Source organism: Pseudomonas sp. ADPe (assembly GCF_014843515.1).
Taxonomy (GTDB): Bacteria; Pseudomonadota; Gammaproteobacteria; order Pseudomonadales; family Pseudomonadaceae; genus Pseudomonas; species Pseudomonas citronellolis.
This window is the reverse complement of sequence record NZ_CP062122.1, coordinates 6,804,875-6,823,890: the sequence shown is the minus strand read 5'-3', so window position 1 is coordinate 6,823,890 and position 19,016 is coordinate 6,804,875. Positions and strand designations below refer to the sequence as shown.

Genomic DNA, 19,016 nt, shown 5'->3' with positions numbered 1-19,016 from the left:
TGATTGCGGCGCGCCAGGTGGCATTCCCTTGTCGATTGGAGCTGTAAAAATGGCGTCAATTAATTGGCTTAATGAGTTTTCGCGATTAGGTTTATGCCAATCTATTGACCATTTCCGAGGCATCCTAAACAATTGGCAAAACGATGTCACTGTGATGTCAAAGAGCCCCGCGAAAAAATTTCCAACGGGGTTCCGGGCGCCAGTGACCTCCTCACGTGCAGCGCATTCGCCGGTCCTCCGATGCCACCCCTGGGTACACGAATCGCTGTCCATATCCCTGCGATAAGGATGTTCAAACCATGCGTTTGCGTTTCGTGCCTCTGTTGCCTCTCGCGCTCTATTGCGCGGTCCCGGCCCATGCCACCACCCTGAACGAAGCCATGCAGCGCGCCATGGACGTGCACCCGGAGATCCAGGCCGGGGTGAACAGCCGCCTGGCCGCCGACCAGCAGCTGCGCGCCGCCCAGGGCGGCTACCTGCCTTCGGTCGACCTCACTGCCGGCTATGGCCGCGAGGGCGCCGACAACCCCACCACCCGCGGCGAGGGCGACCACTGGCGGACCATGAACCGCGGCGAGTCGGCGCTGAGCCTGCGGCAGATGGTGTTCGACGGCTTCGCCACCTCCAGCGAGGTGGGCCGCCAGAAGGCCACGGTGAACTCCCGCGCCTATGCGCTGCTGGGCACCGCCGAGCGCACCGGGCTGGAAGTGGCGCAGGTCTATACCGACGTGCTGCGTCGCCAGGAGATGGTCCGCCTGGCCGAGGAGAACCTGAAGAGCCACCAGCGCATCTACGACCAGATCAGCCTGCGCAGCGCCCGCGGCGTCGGCCGCCTGGCCGACCAGGACCAGGCCGAGGCGCGCCTGGCCCAGGCGCGCAACAACCTGCTCACCGAGCAGACCAACCTGGCCGATGCGCGCACCAACTACCTGAGCGTGGTCGGCGCCGAGCCGCTGGAGCTGAGCGAGCCGGCCGGCCTGCCGGGCCTGCTGCCGCAAGACCTGCAGGACGCGCGCCGGCAGCTGCTGGAGAACAGCCCGATCCTGCGTTCGGCCGAGTCCGACGTGGCCGCCGCCGAGAAGCAGTACGAAGCGGCCAAGGCGCCGTTCTACCCGCGCTTCGACGCCGAGCTGTCGCGCAATGCCGACAACAACCTTTCCGGCGACCCGGGCCACAACAACGATTGGCAGGCCATGCTGCGCATGCGCTACAACCTGTTCGCCGGCGGCAGCAACAAGGCCGAGCTGCAGTCCAAGTCGTACCTGGCCAACCAGGCCCTGGACGTCCGCAACAACGCCCTGCGCCAGCTCAACGAGGAACTCGGCCTGGCCTGGAACGCCCTGGCCAACGCCCGCGATCAGCTGCCCATCGCCCGCCAGTACGTGGACTACAGCAGCCGCGTGCGCGAGGCCTACCAGAAGCAGTTCAGCATCGGCGAACGCACCCTGCTGGACCTGCTGGACAGCGAGAACGAACTGTTCAACGCCTCGCGCCGCCTGGTCGACCTGCGCTACACCGAGCTGTTCACCCAGTACCGGGTGAAGGCCACCCTGGGCGAACTGCTCAAGAGCCAGGGCGTGGTCGCGCCCCTGGCCAGCGTCGCCAGCGAAGACGTCAAACCCCAGGTGCAGCTGCCCGGCCTCAACTGAGCCGGCCGTGCGCCCAACCCCCGGAGTAGCCCCGCGTGGATCAGGAAACCAGCCAAGTCCCCTTGAGTCGTGATCCGCGCGTCCTGCTGGACGACCCCCTGCTGGACAGCCTGCTGAGCCTCTGCGCGCTGCACCGCAAGCCGGCCAGCCGGGCCATGCTCACCAGCGGCCTGCCGCTGCCCGGGCAGCGCCTGTCCGCTGAGCTGCTGCCGCGCGCGGCGGCCCGCGCCGGCTTGCAGGGGCGCCTGCTGCAGCGGCCGCTGGAGCGGATCCCGGCCATCGCGCTGCCGGCCATGCTGCTGCTGCGCGACGGCCGCTGCGCCGTGCTGCTGGGCTGGGAGGCCGGCGGCGAGGCGCGTCTGCTGCTCAGCGAGAGCGACGGCGGCGAGGTGCGGGTAGCCCGCGAGCTGCTGGCCGAGGACTACGCCGGCCAGGCCTTCTTCGCCCAGCCGCAGCACCAGTACGACCTGCAGCACGGCGAGATGATCCCGCGCGCGCGGCGCTGGTTCCGCGACACGCTGCTGCGCTCGCGCTGGCTGTACGTCGACGCGGTGGCGGCGAGCCTGCTGATCAACCTCATCGCCCTGGCCGCGCCGCTGTTCGTGATGAACGTCTACGACCGCGTGGTGCCCAACCAGGCCGCCGCCACCCTGTGGGTGCTGGCCGTCGGCATCAGCGGCGCCTACCTGTTCGACCTGCTGCTCAAGACCCTGCGCGGCCTGTGCCTGGACCTGGCCGGCAAGAAGACCGACCTGATCATCAGCGCGACGCTCTTCGAGCGCATCGTCGGCATGGACCTGAAGCAGCGCCCGGCGCGGGTCGGCAGCTTCGCCCAGAACATCCACGAGTTCCAGACGCTGCGCGACTTCCTCGCCTCGCTGACGCTGACCAGCCTGATCGACCTGCCGTTCACCCTGCTGATCCTGCTGGTGATCGGCATCATCGGCGGGCCGCTGGTGTTCGTTCCGCTGCTGGCCTTCCCGCTGGCCGCCGGCATCGGCTGGCTGCTGCAGAAGCCGCTGGTGGAAACCATGAACCGCACCATGGCCCTGGCCGCCGAGCGCCAGTCGAGCCTGATCGAGACCCTCGCCGGGCTCGACGCGGTCAAGGTCAACAACGCCGAGAGCGAGCGCCAGTACCTGTGGGAGCAGACCATCGGCACCCTCGGCCGCCTGGAGCTGCGCGTCAAGCTGCTGTCCAGCCTGGCGATGAACCTGACGCTGCTGATCCAGGCCCTGGCCGGGGTGGTGATGATCATCGGCGGCGTCTACCTGATCATCGCCGGCGACCTCAGCATGGGCGGCCTGATCGCCTGCTACATGCTCAACGGCCGCGCCCTCGGCCCGCTGACCCAGCTTTCCGGACTGATCCAGCGCTACCAGCAGGCGCGCCTGACCATGCACAGCACCGACCAGATGATGGCCCTGGAACAGGAGCGCAACAGCAGCGAGCGCCCGCTGAGCCGCCAGCAACTGCGCGGCGGCATCGAGCTGCGCCAGCTGAACTTCGCCTACCCCAACCAGCAGGTCGAGGCGCTGCACGACATCAACCTGGTGATCCGCCCCGGCGAGAAGGTCGGCATCATCGGCCGCAGCGGCTCGGGCAAGAGCTCCCTGGCCAAGCTGATCGTCGGCCTGCACCGCGCCGACAGCGGCAGCCTGCTGGTGGATGGCGTCGACACGCGCCAACTGGACGTCAGCGACCTGCGCCACAACATCGGCTACCTGCCCCAGGACATCAACCTGTTCAGCGGCAGCCTGCGCGACAACCTGGTGGCCGGCGCGCGCTACGTCGACGACGAGACGGCGCTGCGCGCCGCCGAGCTGGCCGGGGTGCACGAGTTCGCCCGGCTGCACCCGCAGGGCTACGAACTGCAGGTGGGCGAGCGCGGCCTGAACCTCTCCGGCGGCCAGCGGCAGAACGTCGCCCTGGCCCGCGCGCTGCTGCTGGACCCGCCGATCCTGCTGCTCGACGAGCCGACCAGCTCCATGGACAACGCCGGCGAAGAACTCCTGAAGCAGCGCCTGCAGCCGCTCATCGCCGACAAGACGCTGCTGCTGGTCACCCACCGCGCCTCCATGCTCAGCCTGGTGGAGCGCCTGGTGATCGTCGACCGCGGGCGGATCATCGCCGACGGGCCGAAGGACGTGGTGCTGGACGCATTGAAGAAGGGGCAGATCAGTGTCGCTTAATCCGTTCGGCCTCTTCGGCCAGTCCATCCGCGGCTATTTCCGCGGCAGCGAAGACCTTTCCGGGCAGCCGCTGCCGGAAGTCAGCAAGGCCCTGGTGGAGGACGCCCCGCGGGTGGTGCGCCTGACCATCTGGGCGCTGGTCGGCTTCGCCCTGTTCCTCGGCCTGTGGGCGCACTTCGCCGAGATCGACGAGGTGACCCGCGGCGAAGGCAAGGCGATTCCCTCGTCCAAGGTGCAGAAGATCCAGAACCTGGAGGGCGGCATCGTTTCGCAGATCTTCGTCCACGAAGGCCAGGTGGTGCAGGCCGGCGAATCGCTGATGCGCCTGGACCCGACGCGCTTCCAGTCCAACGTCGGCGAGACCGAGGCCGACCGCCTGGCCATGTTCCTGCGCGTGGAGCGCCTTTCCGCCGAGGTGGAGGACCGCGAGCTGCGCATCCCCGACGACGTCCGCGCCAAGGTCCCGGGCCAGGCCGGCAGCGAGGAGGCGCTGTTCCAGAGCCGCCAGCAGCAGCTCAAGGACGAGGTCGCCGGCCTGGAGCAGCAACTGGTGCAGAAGCAGCAGGAGCTGCGCGAGTTCGCCTCCAAGCAGGCGCAGTACCGCAACAGCCTGGAGCTGCTGCGCCAGGAGATTGCCATGTCCGCGCCGCTGGTGGGGCAGGGCGCCATGTCCCAGGTGGAGCTGCTGCGCCTCAAGCGCGCCGAGGTGGAGAACCGCGGCCAGTTGGACGCAACCAGCCTGGCCATCCCCCGCGCCGAGGCGGCGATCAAGGAAGTCGAGCGCAAGGTCGCCGAGACCCGCGCGCGCTTCCGCAGCGACGCGCTCAAGGAACTCAACGAGGCGCGCACCGACCTGAGCAAGGCCGAGGCTACCGGCAAGGCCCTGGAGGATCGCGTCAATCGCACCCTGGTCACCTCGCCGGTGCGCGGCATCGTCAAGCAGTTGCTGGTGAACACCATCGGCGGGGTGATCCAGCCGGGCAGCGACCTGGTGGAAATCGTCCCGCTGGACGACACCCTGCTGGTGGAAGCGCGCATCCGCCCGCAGGACATCGCCTTCCTGCACCCCGGGCAGAAGGCCATGGTCAAGTTCACCGCCTACGACTACACCATCTACGGCGGCCTGCCGGCGGAACTGGAACAGATAGGCGCCGACACCGTCACCGACGAGGACGGCAACAGCTTCTACCTGATCAAGCTGCGCACCCGCAAAAGCCACCTGGGCAGCGACGAGAAACCGCTGCTGATCATCCCCGGGATGGTCGCCAGCGTGGACATCATGACCGGTAAGAAGAGCATCCTCAGCTACCTGCTCAAGCCCATCCTGCGGGCGCGGGCGGAGGCTTTGCGGGAGCGTTGAGGCGTAACCGCTGGCGACGCCGGCATTTTCGTAGGAGCGAGCTTGCTCGCGAACTGTGTTTCCCGGCGGCTGCGGTGCTTTCGGTGGACTCCGTACCCTCTCCCTGAAGGGAGAGGGGGCTAGTCCGTGCCGAGAGATGGCCTGGTTTTAGCCGGCAGTCAGGGTGCTAGCCGGCTGACTCTAGAGCATCAGCTCTGCCCAACGGTCCTCTCTCGCTTCAGGGAGAGGGGCTGGTCCGTGCCGAGAGGAGGCCTGGTTTCAGCCGGCAGCCACAGTGCTAACCGGCTGACTCTAGAACTTCAGCATCTGCCTAACGGTCCCCTCTCCCTTCAGGGAGAGGGCTAGGGAGAGGGCGCTCTTCGTGCTCTTCGAATGCTCCCGCCCCTCAACCCCCACATGAGCTCAGACCGGCTCCTGGCAAACATCCACCCAATCAGCCTCGACCAGGCTTGCCAGGCGCTCCGGGGCGATGCGCACGGCGCTGTGCAGGGCGCCGGCTGCCGGCAGCACTTCGTCGAAGGCACGCAGCGACACGTCGCAGTACACCGGCAGCGGGCTGGCCAGGCCGAAGGGGCAGACGCCGCCCACCGGGTGGCCAGTGAGTTCCACCACTTCCTCGGCGCCGAGCATCTTCGCCTTGCCGCCCAGGGCTTCCTTGAGCTTGCGGTTGTCCAGGCGGGCGTCGCCGCGGGCGACCACCAGCACGGTGCGCTCGCCCACCCGTAGCGACAGCGTCTTGGCGATGCGCCCCGGCTCCACGCCGTGGGCCTCGGCGGCCAGGGCGACGGTGGCGGTGCTGGTGTCCAGTTCGATGATGGCGATGTCGGGGGCCTTCTCGGCGAAGAAGGCGCGGACCGATTCCAGGCTCATGCTGGGGCTCCTTGCTCGGGGTTTCTCGGGAACCGGCCAATCTAGGGCCTCGGGCGGCGGGCGTCCAGCCTGGCGGGTGCGTTCGTCGCGCCGGCTTGCCCGGTCGCCGGGCCTGTCTATCGTTCTTCCTGTTTGCCACCACCACCGCCCAGGCGCTGCCGACGAACGGTCGGCGCTATTGTCGATTGCGCCCCGCGCGCATCGACTACCAGGCAGAGCGGGGCAGTGGGCCCACTCGACTTCACGGGAAGAGGAGAACCACCATGCGCTTCATGGCGATAGTCAAGGCCACCGCGGATTCGGAGGCCGGCGTCATGCCCTCGGAAGAGCTGCTGACGGCCATGGGCAAGTTCAACGAGGAACTGGTCGCCGCCGGGGTGATGCTCGCCGGCGAAGGCCTGCAGCCCAGCTCGAAGGGCGCCCGGGTGCGCTTCGACGGCGCCTCGCGCACGGTCGTCGACGGCCCCTTCGCCGAGACCCGCGAGCTGATCGCCGGCTTCTGGCTGCTGCAGTGCGATTCGCTGCAGGAATGCATCGACTGGATCAAGCGCTGCCCCAGCCCCTTCGACGGCCCGTCGGAGATCGAGATCCGCCAGGTCTTCGAGGCCGAGGACTTCGGCGCCGAATTCACCGAGGAACTGCGCGAGCAGGAAGAACGCCTGCGCGCCCGCATCGCCGGCAAGGACTGAGCCGGCAGGAGACTCCAGATGAAAATCCAGGCCTACCTGATCTTCGACGGCAACTGCGAGCAAGCCTTCACCCGCTATGCCGAGGTGCTCGGCGGCAAGCTGCCGATGCTCATGCGCTTCAAGGACGCCCCGGATATGGGGCAGATTCCAGCCGACGCCGCCGACCGCGTGATGCACGTGCGCCTGGAGGTGGGCGACCAGGTGCTGATGGGCTCGGACAACTGCCCACCGATGCCCTACGAGGGCACCAAGGGCGTGTCCGTCTCCCTGCAGGTGGACAGCAAGGCCGAAGCCCGGCGCATCTACGAGGCCCTGAGCGAAGGCGGCCAGGTCACCATGGAACTGCAGCAGACCTTCTGGGCCGCCGCCTTCGCCATGTTCACCGACCGCTTCGGGGTGCCCTGGATGATCAACTGCGAGCAGGACCGCTGATAGGCATATGCCTCCACCGTAGGAGCGCGCCATGCGCGATCGCGGGCCTGGCCCGCTAGCGCACGAACGATCATGGCTTTTCGTAGGATGGTGTTGAGCGAAGCGATACCCATCAGCGCAACCGCATGGGTTTCGCAAGCTCAACCCATCCTACGAAGAGCGCCTCGGCGCGGCCTGCAAGACAGTTTCTCCTGCGGGTCCCTGGTCATTTTCGTGGTTTGGGCGGGTAGGGGCCTGTAGATTGGAATTGTTCGATAACCGCACCGATAGTCGATAATCGCATTGTTTGGCCCCCGGCCCCGGCGCTACTGTCTTGCCCATCGGCATCCGCGGATGCCCTGGACCCCAAGACGAGACCGACAATGGCTGAACTCCTGACCCTGCGCGAAGCGGTCGAGCGTTTCGTGAACGACGGCGATACCGTCGCCCTCGAAGGCTTCACCCACCTGATCCCCACCGCCGCTTCCCACGAACTCATCCGCCAGGGCAAGAAAGACCTGCACCTGGTGCGCATGACTCCCGACCTGGTCTACGACCTGCTGATCGGCGCCGGCTGCGCCCGCAAGCTGACCTTCTCCTGGGGCGGCAACCCCGGCGTGGGCTCGCTGCACCGCCTGCGCGACGCGGTGGAGAAGGGCTGGCCGCAAGCGCTGGAGATCGACGAGCACAGCCACGCCGACCTGGCCAACTCCTACGTCGCCGGTGCCTCCGGCCTGCCGTTCGCCGTGCTGCGCGCCTACGCCGGCTCCGACCTGCCGAAGGTCAACCCGAACATCAGGTTCATCAACTGCCCGTTCACCGGCGAACAGCTGGCCGCCGTGCCCTCGGTGCGCCCGGACGTCACCGTGATCCACGCGCAGAAGGCCGACCGCAAGGGCAACGTGCTGCTGTGGGGCATCCTCGGCGTGCAGAAGGAAGCCGCCCTGGCCGCCAAGCGCTGCATCGTCACCGTGGAAGAGATCGTTGACGACCTCAACGCGCCGATGAACGCCTGCGTGCTGCCGACCTGGGCGCTGTCCGCCGTCTGCCACGTGCCCGGCGGCGCGCACCCGTCCTACGCCCACGGCTACTACGAGCGCGACAACCGCTTCTACCAGGCCTGGGACCCGATCGCCCGCGACCGCGAGACCTTCACCGCCTGGATCGACACCTACATCCGCGGCACTAAGGATTTCGCCGAGTTCCAGAAGAAAATCGCGGAGGGTAAATGATGAGCGCCTACAGCACCAATGAAATGATGACCGTGGCCGCCGCCCGCCGCCTGAAGAACGGCGCGGTCTGCTTCGTCGGCATCGGCTTGCCGTCCAAGGCCGCCAACCTGGCGCGCCTGACCTCCTCGCCGGACGTGGTCCTGATCTACGAATCCGGCCCCATCGGCGCCAAGCCCAGCGTGCTGCCGCTGTCCATCGGCGACGGCGAGCTGGCCGAAACCGCCGACACCGTGGTGCCCACCGGCGAAATCTTCCGCTACTGGCTGCAGGGCGGGCGCATCGACGTCGGCTTCCTCGGCGCCGCCCAGGTCGACCGCTTCGGCAACATCAACACCACCGTCATCGGCGACTACGACAAGCCGAAGGTGCGCCTGCCCGGCGCCGGCGGCGCCCCGGAGATCGCCGGTTCGGCCAAGGAAGTGCTGATCATCCTCAAGCAGTCGCACCGCACCTTCGTCGACAAGCTGGCCTTCATCACCTCGGTCGGCCATGGCGAGGGCGGCGACCACCGCCAGCAGCTCGGCCTGCCCGGCAAGGGCCCGGTGGCGATCATCACCGACCTGTGCATCATGGAGCCGGAAGCCGGCAGCAACGAATTCATCGTCACCTCGCTGCACCCGGGCGTGAGCCGCGAGCAGGTGATCGAGAACACCGGCTGGGCCATCCGCTTCGCCGAGCAGGTCGCCGAGACCGTGGCGCCCACCGAGGTCGAGCTGCAAGCCCTGCGCGCCCTGGAAGCCCGCACCGCGGCCGCCCACGGCCAGCAAGGGGGTGAGGAATGAGCCGCGAGGTCTACATCTGCGACGCCGTGCGCACGCCCATCGGCCGCTTCGGCGGCTCGCTCTCGGCGGTGCGCGCCGACGACCTGGCGGCCACCCCGATCAAGGCCCTGGTCGAGCGCAACCCGCAGGTCGACTGGGCGCAGCTGGACGAGGTCTACCTCGGCTGCGCCAACCAGGCCGGCGAGGACAACCGCAACGTCGCGCGCATGGCGCTGCTGCTGGCCGGCCTGCCGGAGAGCATCCCCGGCGTGACCCTCAACCGCCTCTGCGCCTCGGGCATGGACGCGGTGGGCACCGCCTTCCGCGCCATCGCCAGCGGCGAGATCGAGCTGGCCATTGCCGGCGGCGTGGAATCCATGTCCCGCGCGCCCTACGTGATGGGCAAGGCGGACAGCGCCTTCGGCCGCGGCCAGAAGATTGAGGACACCACCATCGGCTGGCGCTTCATCAACCCGCTGATGAAGGCCCAGTATGGCGTCGATGCGATGCCGCAGACTGCCGACAACGTCGCCGACGACTACCAGGTCAGCCGCGCCGACCAGGACGCCTTCGCCCTGCGCAGCCAGCAACTGGCCGGGCGCGCCCAGGCCGCCGGCTACTTCGCCGAGGAAATCGTCCCGGTGGTGATCAAGGGCAAGAAGGGCGAGACCGTCGTCGACACCGACGAGCACCCGCGCCCGGACACCACTCTCGAAGCCCTGGCCAAGCTCAAGCCGGTCAACGGCCCGGACAAGACCGTCACCGCCGGCAACGCCTCGGGCGTCAACGACGGCTCGGTGGCGCTGATCCTGGCTTCCGCCGAGGCGGTGAAGAAACATGGCCTGAAACCCCGCGCCAAGGTGCTGGGCATGGCCAGCGCCGGCGTCGCCCCGCGGGTGATGGGCATCGGCCCGGTGCCGGCGGTGCGCAAGCTGCTGGAGCGCCTGAACCTGGCGGTGGGCGACTTCGACGTCATCGAACTGAACGAGGCCTTCGCCGCCCAGGGCCTGGCGGTCACCCGCGAACTGGGCATCGCCGACGACGACGCGCGGGTCAACCCCAACGGCGGCGCCATCGCCCTCGGCCACCCGCTGGGCGCCAGCGGCGCCCGCCTGGTCCTGACTGCGGTGCACCAATTGGAGAAGAGCGGCGGCAAGCGCGGCCTGTGCACCATGTGCGTGGGCGTGGGGCAGGGCGTTGCGCTGGCTGTCGAGCGCGTCTGAACGGTCGTCACTCCCGGTAGGATGGGTGGAGCGCAGCGATACCCATCTTCCTGGCAAAATCCCCGACGCCCGCCCCGAGCGGGCGTCGTTCCTGATTCAACGGAGTCCCCGATGCCTACCGTCAAGCTCGCCGACGGCGAACTGAACTACCTCCTCGAAGGCCCGGCCGGCGCGCCGGTGCTGGTGCTGTCCAACTCCCTGGGCACCGACCTGCACATGTGGGACGCGCAAATCCCGGCCTTCACCCGGCACTTCCAGGTGCTGCGCTACGACACCCGCGGCCACGGGGCCTCGCTGGTCAGCGAGGGCCCCTACAGCATCGAGCAGCTCGGCCGCGACGTGCTGGCCCTGCTGGACGCGCTGAACATCGCCAAGGCCAGCTTCTGCGGCCTGTCCATGGGCGGCCTGATCGGCCAGTGGCTGGCGATCAACGCTCCTGAGCGCATCGAGCGCCTGGTGCTGTGCAACACTGCCGCGAAGATCGGCACCCCGGAAGTCTGGAACCCGCGCATCGACACCGTGCTTTCCGGCGGCGTCCAGGCCATGCGCGACCTGCGCGACGCCTCCATCTCGCGCTGGTTCACCGCCGACTTCGCCGAGGCCCAGCCGGGCAAGGTCGAGCCCATCGTGGCCATGCTGGCGCAGACCTCCCCCGAGGGCTACGCGGCCAACTGCGCCGCGGTGCGCGATGCCGACTTCCGCGAACAGCTGGGCGCCATCCGCGCGCCGACCCTGGTCGTCTGCGGCAGCGGCGATCCGGTGACCACCACCGAGCACGGCCGCTTCATGCAGGAACGCATCCAGGGCGCCGAACTGGTGGAATTCCACGCCGCGCACCTGTCCAACGTCCAGGCTGGCGATGCCTTCAGCGACAAGGTGCTGGCCTTCCTCCGCGCTTGATGCGCCTGTCTTGCCGACTGCACCGAGGTGCTTTCGTGGAATGGGTTGAGCTTGCGATACCCATCGGACCCTGGTGATGGGTATCGCTTCGCTCAACCCATCCTACGGGGTGCCAGCCGCGGTGTGTCCATGTAGGAGCGCACCCTGCGCGCGATTCGCGGGCAGGGCCCGCTTACGTAGCAGGCGAGCATGGATTCTCGTAGGAGCGTCTTGGCGTAGCCGGCTTACGGCATCGGCTCGGATTTCTCGGCCACCTGGCGCAGGGCTTTTTCGTAGTAGTCGGCCGATTGCGCGCCGGAGATCAGCTGGCGGCCGTTGATGATCACCGCCGGCACGGCGCGGATGCCGTGGCTGGTGAAGAATTCCTCTTCCTCGATCACTTCGCTGGCATAGGCGTCGCTGTCGAGGATCTCGCGGGTGCGCACCGGGTCCAGGCCGATGCCGGTGGCCAGGTCCAGCAGTTCCTCGCTGTCGCTGACGTTGCGCCCTTCGCCGAAGTAGGCGTGCAGCAGCGCCTGCTTCAGCGCCAGGTCGCGGCCCTGTTCGGCGGCCCAGTGCAGCAGGCGGTGGGCGTCGAAGGTGTTGTAGATGCGCTGGCGCTTGTGCAGGTCGAAGTGGAAGCCGACTTCCTCGCCGAAGTCGCGGATGCGCTTGTGGTTGCTGGCGATGTCTTCGGCACTGCTGCCGTACTTGCGCTGCAGGTGCTCGACCAGGTCCTCGCCTTCGGCGGGCATGTCGGCATTGAGTTCGAAGGGCTTGATCCGCAGCTCGACGTCGATCTCGCCGTCGACGCGCTGGATGGCTTCGAGCAATCCGCAAAGGCCGATGGCGCACCAGGGGCAGACCACGTCTGAGACGAAATCGAGGGTGATGGCTTCGCGCATACGGGCGATCTCCGCCTTGGGGTTTCGATGTTCAAGCATGGACCTTTTTGCCCCGGGTGATCCAGTGCCGGTGGGGCGTGGCGTAGCTGCTTCTTCCTGATGACTTTAGGTTTTATTTTTATCTATTTGATATATAAGGAATATTTCTATTCTAGAAATGACTTTAACTCAGGCGCGCTTCCAACTGCCCGGGTACAGGCTACAGGCCTTGCCCTGCCTGGACTCCGGCGCGATGGCGGGATGCGGAGGAAGTGACTGGGCGTGAGGTTGTTTCTCTATATCAATCATAAGCTATTGATATTCAATAATTTATCATGCGAATGCGCAGGCTATTCCTGCCGGAAATTATATGTTCGACATTAGAAGTGACATGCAACCTACTGAAAATAAATGAATTATTTTCGAGGTTTGCTAGCTGTCCCGCCCACGCCCCGGCAACCCGCCCTCACTCGATCGCCCGATCGAGGAAACCCAGGAATTCGACGATGGCGGCAGGCAGATGGCGCCCCTGCAGGGTGACGATCTGCAGCACGCTGGCCTGCATGGTGTCGTCCGCCACCGGCACCGCGACTACGCCTTCGGGCAGGTTGCCGCCCCGGCTGCCCAGGGAACTGATGAACATCAGCGTCCCGGCCGCCAGGGCGAAGGCCTTCAGGCTTGCCATGGAGTTGGTGGTGAATATCGGCTCCATGGACAGCCCCTGGGTGGCCAGCGCGGTGTCGACCAGCTGGCGTTGCGTGCGCTGCTGGTCCGGCAGGGCCATGGGCTCGGACGCCAGGTCGGCCAGGGTGACCTGTTCCCGCGTGGCCAGTGGATGGTCGCGCGGCACCAGCACGTGCATCGGCCGGCGCACGATGCGTTCCACCTTCACCCCGGCCGGCGCGGAATAGCTGTAGGTGATGCCGATGTCGGCGCTGCCGTCGCCGACGCGCGCGCAGATGTCCGCCGAGTTGCCCACCCAGACGTGGAAGCGCACGCCCGGGTAGGTGCGGCGGTAGTCCGCGAGTATCCGCGGCAGCCAGTCGATGGCGAAGCCCTCGTAGGCCGCCAGGCGCACCAGGCCGCGGTGCGGGCCCTGCAGTTCGCGCACGTCCGCCAGGGCCCTTTCGGTGTCCAGGGCGATGCGCCTGGCGCGCTGCGCCAGCAGTTCGCCGGCCGGGCTGAGCAGCATGCCGCGCGGCCGCCGTTCGAACAGCTCGACGCCCAGCTCCTGCTCCAGGCGGGCGATTTGCCGGCTGATCGCCGAGCCGGAGACGTGCAACCGGGCCGAGGCTTCGGTGATGGAGCCGCTGCGGGCCACTTCCAGGAAGTAACGCAGGGCTAGATGCTGCATGGCGGTTGTGCTTTGCATAAAAGGCAAGGGTGGCTGCGAATTAATGAAATTGTGGCATTGCGCGCGGACTGCTAACAATCCTCGCCGACAGACTGGGCAGAACAACAACAACGAAACCCCTCTGGGAGGTCATCGATGTCCGTATTCACCGGCGAGGCGATTGCCGAGGCCACCGCCATCCGCCAGCAACTGCACAGCCACCCCGAACTCAAGTACGAAGAGCACGCCACCGCCGACCTCGTCGCCGCCTTCCTGCGCCGCCATGGCTACGAGGTGCGCACCGGCGTGGCCGGGACCGGCGTCGTCGCGCTGCTCGACACCGGCCGCCCCGGCCCCACCATCGGCCTGCGCGCCGACATGGATGCCTTGCCGATCCTGGAGGACACCGAGCTGCCCTATGCCTCGCGCACGCCGGGCAAGATGCACGCCTGCGGCCACGACGGGCACACCGCCTCGCTGCTGCTGGCCGCCGGCCGGCTCGCCCGGCATCACGACCACCTTTGCGGCCGCATCAAGCTGCTGTTCCAGCCCGCGGAGGAAGGCGGCCTGGGCGCCGAACGGATGATCGAGGAGGGCGCGCTGGAGGGCGTCGAGGCCATCTTCGGCTACCACAACCGCCCGGGCTATCCGCTGGGCCGGGTGTTCGCCAAGGCCGGGCCGAGCATGGGCGGCAGCTCGCTGTACGAGGTCACCATCAGCGGCAAGGGCGGCCACGCCTCGCGCCCGGACCTGGCCATCGACCCGATCTTCGTCGGCGCGGCGGTGGTCCAGGCGCTGCAGGGCGTGGTCGGCCGCCGCCTGTCGCCGCTGGAGTCCGGCGTGGTGACGGTCACGCAGTTCCATGGCGGCAACAGCCAGAACGTCATCCCCGGCCAGGCGACGCTGATGATCAACACCCGCGACGGCTCGCCGGCCGCCGCCGCGGTGATCGACGAGACGCTGCGCCGCGTCGTCGCCCAGGTCTGCCAGGCCCATGGCGCCAGCGCCGAGCTGGTGCGGACGATGCGCATCCCGGCGCTGGTCAACGACGCCGCCGAAACCGCCCTCGTGGTGGAAACCGCCATCGACGCCCTCGGCGCGGACAAGGCGGGCTACATGCACCAGCTTCCCACCATGGGGGCGGAAGATTTCGCTTTCTACCTGGAGAAAGTGCCGGGTTGCTATTTCTTCGTCGGCAACGGCGAGGACGGCGCCTACCTTCACCATCCGCACTACGACTATCGCGACGAAATCCTGCCCGTCGCGGCGGGCATGTTCGTCGCCATCGCCGAGCGGCGCCTCGGGACCAATCCCTGAGCGAAGGCACTCACGGGCCCGCGCCGCGCCGCCATCCTGCGGCGGCGCCGAGGCGGGCCATCCGGCAACCCGTGCAGGCCAGCTTCGCCGCGCCCCCGAGCGGCCGGCGGCTGGCAAAGGAAAATTCACCATGCAGCGTTTCTTCAACGCCATCGAGCGGGCGGGCAACAAGCTCCCGCACCCGGTCGTCCTGTTCGCCTGGCTGTGCCTGGGCGTCGCGCTCCTGTCCTGGGCGCTGGCGGCGTCCGGGGTGTCCGGCGTCCATCCCAAGACCGGCGACCTGGTCACGGTCAGGAGCCTGGTTTCCGGCGAGGGCCTGGTCTTCGCACTGACCTCGGTGGTCAGGAACTTCGTCAGCTTCCCGCCGCTGGGCGCGGTGCTGGTCATCCTGCTGGCCATCGGCGTGGCCGACAAGACCGGGCTGGTCGGGGCGCTGATGCAGGTGAGCGTGATGAAGGCCCCGCGCTACCTTACCACCTTCGTCATCTTCCTCGTCGGCATGTGCAGCCACGTGGCCGCCGACGCGGCCTTCGTCATCCTCATCCCGCTGTCGGCGATGATCTTCCAGGCCACCGGGCGCAACCCCCTGGTCGGCGCGGTGACCGGCTTCGTCGCGGTGGGGGCGGGCTACGATGCCAGCCTGCTGATCACCCCGACCGACGTGATCCTCTCCGGGATCACCACCAGCGCCGCGCAGACCATCGACCCCGCGGCCTACGTCTCGCCCATCGACAACTACTATTTCGTCGCCTGTTCCGCGGTGCTGCTGTCGGTGATCGGCGCCTTCATCATCGAGCGCATCGTCGAGCCCCTGGCCGGCCCGTACCGCGGCAGCGTGGTGGTCGACATCCAGCCGATCAGCGCGCGGGAGCTCAAGGGGCTGAAGCGCGCCGGCTGGGCGGCGCTGGTGCTGGCCGCCCTGGTCCTCGCCGCGGTGCTGCCGGCCGGCTCGCCGCTGCGCAACCCCGAGGGCGGGCTGGTGCCTTCGCCGTTCCTCACCAGTGCGGTGGCCGTCTTCGCCATCTTCTTCCTGGTCCTGGGCTGGGTCTACGGCCGCAGCGTGGGGAAGATCGGCGACGCCCGCGATGCCATCGGCTTCATGGCCGAGGCGATCAAGGAGCTGGCGCCGACCCTGGTGCTGTTCTTCGCCATCTCGCAGTTCCTCGCCTGGTTCAAGTGGACGCACCTGGGCGAATGGATCGCCGTCGGCGGCTCGCACCTGCTCGACAGCAGCGGCTTCGGCGGCATCCCGCTGGTGCTGGCGTTCCTGGGCCTGGTGACGCTGATGAACCTGTTCATCACCTCGGGTTCGGCGCAGTGGTCGCTGATGGCGCCGATCTTCGTGCCGATGCTGATGCTGGTGGGTTTCGAGCCGGCCTTCGTGCAGGCGGCGTACCGCATCGCCGATTCCTCGACCAACATAGTCACGCCCATGAGCCCCTACTTCAGCCTGTGCCTGGCCTTCCTGCAGCGCTACCAGAAGGACGCCGGGATTGGCACCCTGGCGTCGATGACCATTCCGGTGGCCCTGGGCTTCCTGCTGTGCTGGACGCTGTTCCTCATCCTCTGGATGGAGCTGGGGCTGCCGATAGCCCCCGGTGTGGGCCTGTACCTCGACTGAGCGAGGGCCGGGCGAGCGCGCGCCCGGCCCGCGGCCTCAGAAGTCGACGGTGGCGGACACCCGCAGGGTGCGCGGCTCGCCCTGGGTCAGGTAGCCGCCGATGGTGGAGGCCCAGTAGTCCTCGTTGGCGACGTTCTCCAGGTTGGCGCGCAGGGTCACCTCGCGCTGCTCGACCTTGAAGCGGTAGCGGGCGCCCAGGTCGACGCGGGTCCAGGCCGGGATGCTCAGCTCGTTGGCCTGGTCCAGGTACTGGCCGCCGGTGCGCAGCAGGCGGCCGTTGAGCGCCAGGCCGTCGAGGCCGGGCACGTCCCAGTCGGCGCCGAGGTTGTACTGGAAGCGCGGCACGCCGATGGCGCGGTTGCCGTCGTTGGCGCCGCCGGCGGTGTTGCGTAGCTCGGTGTCGATCCAGGTGGCGCCGGCCAGCAGGCGCAGGCCTTGCAGCGGTTCGCCGAACAGGTTCAGCTCGACGCCGCGGTTGCGTTGTTCGCCATCGACGCTGAAGACCTTGGTGTCCGGGTCGGTAACGCTGGTGGGCTGTTCGATGCGGTAGAACGCCAGGTTGCCGCCGTAGCTGCCGAAGTCCAGCTTGGCGCCCACTTCGATCTGCTTGGAGCGCTGCGGGGCGAACACCTCGCCGACGTTGACCGCGGTGGAGGGCGCGGTGGGGCCGGCGGCCAGGCCTTCGATGCGGTTGGCGTACAGCGACAGGTAGTCGGTGGGCTTGACCACGATGCCGTACACCGGCGTGGTGATGGACTCGCGGTAGTCGGCGTTGCGCACGCCGGCGTAGCTCCAGCCGTCGGTGCCGATGCTCTGGCGGCGCACGCCGAGGGTCAGCAGCACGCGGTCGTCGAGAAAGCCCAGGGTGTCGGAGGCGGCGGCGCTGCGGTTGCGCGTCTTGCCGACGATGCCGGGGTCGTTGTAGTCGCCGCCGGAGTAGGTGGTGGCCGGCTTGGCGACCTGCACGGGGTGGTACAGGTTGGCCGGGTACTTGCTCAGGGCCATGCGGTAGGCGCTGCGCTGCTCGGCCCAGATGCCGGCCAGGCCGAGGTTCAACTGGTGGCTCACCGCTCCGGTGTGGAAGCGGCCGTTGAGGCCGGCCATGGCGCTCTTGTTGTCTTCGTCGTGGGTGGCGTCCATGGTGCCGCCGCCGGCGCCGCCGTTGTTGTCGCTCAGGGTCAGCGAGGAGTAGCTGCCGTTCTCGCGGGTGTGCTTGGCGCCGCCGGAGAGGTAGGCGGTCCAGCTGTCGTTCAGGTCGTACTCGCCGCGGAACATGCCGTAAGTGTCTTCCAGCTGCGAGTAGCTCCAGGCCTGGCCGTAGTTGCTGTCGGCGTCGGGCGCGTCGGGGATGCTGGTGACGCCGCTGCCGACGTAGACCACCGGGCGGCCCTGGTTGATGCGCTGCTTCTGGTAGCCGAAGTCGCTGCTCAGGCGCAGGCGTTCGCCGCGGTAGTCGAGGTTGACGCTGGCCAGCTTGTAGCGCTGGGCGTTGTCGTCGATGGCGGTCTCGCCCTCGCGCTGGGCCAGGTTGAGCCGCGCGCCGAAGCGGTTGTCCTCGCCGAAGCGCTGGCCCAGGTCGAGGTGTTCGCCGACCTGGCTGTCGCTGCCGTAGTCCAGGGCGAAGCTGCGGGTGGGGACGTCCTCGGCGTGCTTGGTCTGCAGGTTCACCGCGCCGCCGATGCCGCTGCCGCTGGGCGTCACGCCGTTGATGAAGGCGTTGGGCCCCTTGAACAGCTCGACGCGCTCCAGCGACTCGGTGCCGATGATCTGCCGCGGCGTCACGCCGTACAGGCCGTTGAGCGAGACGTCGTCGGTGCTCAGCGGCAGGCCGCGGATGACGAATATCTGCGAGAAGTTGCCGTAGCCGTTGCCCTGGCGCACCGCGGCGTCGTTGAGCAGCACGTCGCCGACGGTCTGCGCCTGCTGGTCCTTGATGGCCTGCGCGGTGTAGCTGGAGAAGGCGAAGGGCACGTCCTGCATGTCCTGGTTGCCCAGCATGCCCAGCCGGGCGCCGCGGGCCACCTGACCGCCGGCATAGGCCGGTGGCAGTTCGCCGGGGGCCTGGGCCACGGCGCTGACGGTGGTGGCGCCCATCTCCAGGGCCTCGCCGTCCTGGGCGATGGCTTCGACGCCGTAGCCGCTGGGCTTGCGCACCAGGCGGTAGCCGCTGCCTTCCAGCAGGCGCATCAGGCCGCCCTCGGCGTCGTAGCTGCCTTTCAGGCCGTCGCTGTGGCGGGCGTTCAGCGTGGCGGCCTCGAAGGCCAGGGGCACGCCGGCCTGGGCGGCGAAGCGGGCCAGCACCTCGCCCAGCGGGCCTGGGGCGATGTCGTACTGGCGTTGCACGCTGGTGGTTTCCGCGGCCAGGCCGGGCAGGGTGGCGCCCTGCAGGGCGAGGCCGATGGCCAGGGCGAGGGTGTGGGGCTTCAGGCGGAGGCGGGTGGTCATGCGGTGGTCCTGTCGGCGCGAGGAGTGAATGGGGTGTTTCCTCCTTCACCGGACGAGCAGGAAAAAGGTGTCATGGCGGATGAAAAATTTTCGGGGGTCGTTGGGGCGGCGTAGCGATGGGTATCGCTGCGCTCAACCGCATCCTACGGG

15 protein-coding genes are annotated in these 19,016 nt (G+C 68.1%); 11 read left to right on the top strand and 4 right to left on the bottom strand.

Features of this window, described 5'->3' with window-relative positions; translation table 11 throughout:
- Positions 1 to 299 precede the first annotated feature (299 nt).
- From IG194_RS30820 to IG194_RS30810, 3 genes are read left to right on the top strand one after another with little or no spacing between them, the layout of a single operon-like run.
- The gene (locus IG194_RS30820; RefSeq protein WP_058489863.1) at positions 300 to 1,649 is read left to right on the top strand and encodes a TolC family outer membrane protein; all 1,350 of its coding nucleotides are present in this window, start codon (positions 300 to 302) and stop codon (positions 1,647 to 1,649) included.
- A gap of 35 nt (positions 1,650 to 1,684) precedes the next feature.
- Positions 1,685 to 3,841, top strand: a complete 2,157-nt coding sequence (locus tag IG194_RS30815; protein WP_058489862.1) for a type I secretion system permease/ATPase — start codon at positions 1,685 to 1,687, stop codon at positions 3,839 to 3,841.
- A complete protein-coding gene (locus IG194_RS30810; RefSeq protein ID WP_009622249.1) occupies positions 3,831 to 5,201 on the top strand; it encodes an HlyD family type I secretion periplasmic adaptor subunit in 1,371 nt (456 codons plus the stop codon). The genes IG194_RS30815 and IG194_RS30810 overlap by 11 nt, the downstream gene beginning before the upstream one ends.
- Before the next feature lie 402 nt (positions 5,202 to 5,603).
- Here IG194_RS30810 and IG194_RS30805 read toward each other — a convergent pair whose 3' ends face one another.
- Entirely contained in the window at positions 5,604 to 6,071 is a 468-nt protein-coding gene (locus IG194_RS30805) for a YbaK/EbsC family protein (protein ID WP_009622248.1), read from the bottom strand.
- A gap of 263 nt (positions 6,072 to 6,334) precedes the next feature.
- On the opposite strand from IG194_RS30805, the gene IG194_RS30800 reads away from it, so the two are divergent.
- The 6 genes from IG194_RS30800 to pcaD all read left to right on the top strand — a co-directional run bounded on the left by IG194_RS30800 (position 6,335) and on the right by pcaD (position 11,287).
- The gene (locus tag IG194_RS30800; RefSeq protein WP_009622245.1) at positions 6,335 to 6,760 is read left to right on the top strand and encodes a YciI family protein; all 426 of its coding nucleotides are present in this window, start codon (positions 6,335 to 6,337) and stop codon (positions 6,758 to 6,760) included.
- 18 nt (positions 6,761 to 6,778) lie between these two features.
- The gene (locus IG194_RS30795) at positions 6,779 to 7,192 is read left to right on the top strand and encodes a VOC family protein (protein WP_043272922.1); all 414 of its coding nucleotides are present in this window, start codon (positions 6,779 to 6,781) and stop codon (positions 7,190 to 7,192) included.
- 362 nt (positions 7,193 to 7,554) lie between these two features.
- Entirely contained in the window at positions 7,555 to 8,403 is an 849-nt protein-coding gene (locus tag IG194_RS30790; RefSeq protein ID WP_058489861.1) for a CoA transferase subunit A, read from the top strand.
- Complete coding sequence (locus tag IG194_RS30785; protein WP_058489860.1) at positions 8,403 to 9,185, top strand: CoA-transferase subunit beta; 783 nt, start codon at positions 8,403 to 8,405, stop codon at positions 9,183 to 9,185. The genes IG194_RS30790 and IG194_RS30785 overlap by 1 nt, the downstream gene beginning before the upstream one ends.
- The gene (pcaF, locus tag IG194_RS30780; protein WP_058489859.1) at positions 9,182 to 10,387 is read left to right on the top strand and encodes a 3-oxoadipyl-CoA thiolase; all 1,206 of its coding nucleotides are present in this window, start codon (positions 9,182 to 9,184) and stop codon (positions 10,385 to 10,387) included. The genes IG194_RS30785 and pcaF overlap by 4 nt, the downstream gene beginning before the upstream one ends.
- Positions 10,388 to 10,498: 111 nt before the next feature.
- Positions 10,499 to 11,287: a 3-oxoadipate enol-lactonase gene (pcaD, locus tag IG194_RS30775; protein ID WP_058489858.1), complete on the top strand. Its 789-nt coding sequence runs from the start codon at positions 10,499 to 10,501 to the stop codon at positions 11,285 to 11,287.
- Positions 11,288 to 11,511: 224 nt separating this feature from the next.
- Here the strand turns inward: pcaD and IG194_RS30770 are convergent, their stop codons facing one another.
- Positions 11,512 to 12,171 carry a DsbA family oxidoreductase gene (locus IG194_RS30770; RefSeq protein ID WP_043272918.1) on the bottom strand — a complete coding sequence of 220 codons (660 nt, stop codon included), beginning with the start codon at positions 12,169 to 12,171 and terminating at the stop codon, positions 11,512 to 11,514.
- A 445-nt stretch (positions 12,172 to 12,616) separates the two neighbouring features.
- Positions 12,617 to 13,504 carry a LysR family transcriptional regulator gene (locus tag IG194_RS30765; protein ID WP_058489857.1) on the bottom strand — a complete coding sequence of 296 codons (888 nt, stop codon included), beginning with the start codon at positions 13,502 to 13,504 and terminating at the stop codon, positions 12,617 to 12,619.
- Between the two features lie 135 nt (positions 13,505 to 13,639).
- Here IG194_RS30765 and IG194_RS30760 point away from each other — a divergent pair, with 135 nt between their 5' ends.
- Both IG194_RS30760 and IG194_RS30755 read left to right on the top strand, forming a co-directional pair.
- Positions 13,640 to 14,800 (top strand): M20 metallopeptidase family protein, encoded by a 1,161-nt coding sequence (locus IG194_RS30760; RefSeq protein ID WP_058489856.1) that lies wholly within the window; start codon positions 13,640 to 13,642, stop codon positions 14,798 to 14,800.
- Between the two features lie 130 nt (positions 14,801 to 14,930).
- Positions 14,931 to 16,421 (top strand): AbgT family transporter, encoded by a 1,491-nt coding sequence (locus IG194_RS30755; protein ID WP_058489855.1) that lies wholly within the window; start codon positions 14,931 to 14,933, stop codon positions 16,419 to 16,421.
- A 36-nt stretch (positions 16,422 to 16,457) separates the two neighbouring features.
- Here IG194_RS30755 and IG194_RS30750 read toward each other — a convergent pair whose 3' ends face one another.
- Positions 16,458 to 18,866, bottom strand: coding sequence for a TonB-dependent receptor (locus tag IG194_RS30750; protein WP_058489854.1), 2,409 nt, complete (start codon positions 18,864 to 18,866; stop codon positions 16,458 to 16,460).
- Positions 18,867 to 19,016: the final 150 nt, after the last annotated feature.

Excerpts from the sequence above, each read along its gene's own strand:
- IG194_RS30790 (WP_058489861.1), top strand. The coding sequence starts at position 7,555 with ATGGCTGAACTCCTGACCCTGCGCGAAGCGGTCGAGCGTTTCGTGAAC.
- IG194_RS30770 (WP_043272918.1), bottom strand. The coding sequence starts at position 12,171 with ATGCGCGAAGCCATCACCCTCGATTTCGTCTCAGACGTGGTCTGCCCC.
- IG194_RS30800 (WP_009622245.1), top strand. The coding sequence starts at position 6,335 with ATGCGCTTCATGGCGATAGTCAAGGCCACCGCGGATTCGGAGGCCGGC.
- pcaD (WP_058489858.1), top strand. The coding sequence starts at position 10,499 with ATGCCTACCGTCAAGCTCGCCGACGGCGAACTGAACTACCTCCTCGAA.
- IG194_RS30820 (WP_058489863.1), top strand. The coding sequence starts at position 300 with ATGCGTTTGCGTTTCGTGCCTCTGTTGCCTCTCGCGCTCTATTGCGCG.
- IG194_RS30765 (WP_058489857.1), bottom strand. The coding sequence starts at position 13,504 with ATGCAGCATCTAGCCCTGCGTTACTTCCTGGAAGTGGCCCGCAGCGGC.
- IG194_RS30755 (WP_058489855.1), top strand. The coding sequence starts at position 14,931 with ATGCAGCGTTTCTTCAACGCCATCGAGCGGGCGGGCAACAAGCTCCCG.
- IG194_RS30795 (WP_043272922.1), top strand. The coding sequence starts at position 6,779 with ATGAAAATCCAGGCCTACCTGATCTTCGACGGCAACTGCGAGCAAGCC.
- IG194_RS30760 (WP_058489856.1), top strand. The coding sequence starts at position 13,640 with ATGTCCGTATTCACCGGCGAGGCGATTGCCGAGGCCACCGCCATCCGC.
- IG194_RS30750 (WP_058489854.1), bottom strand. The coding sequence starts at position 18,866 with ATGACCACCCGCCTCCGCCTGAAGCCCCACACCCTCGCCCTGGCCATC.
- pcaF (WP_058489859.1), top strand. The coding sequence starts at position 9,182 with ATGAGCCGCGAGGTCTACATCTGCGACGCCGTGCGCACGCCCATCGGC.
- IG194_RS30785 (WP_058489860.1), top strand. The coding sequence starts at position 8,403 with ATGAGCGCCTACAGCACCAATGAAATGATGACCGTGGCCGCCGCCCGC.
- IG194_RS30805 (WP_009622248.1), bottom strand. The coding sequence starts at position 6,071 with ATGAGCCTGGAATCGGTCCGCGCCTTCTTCGCCGAGAAGGCCCCCGAC.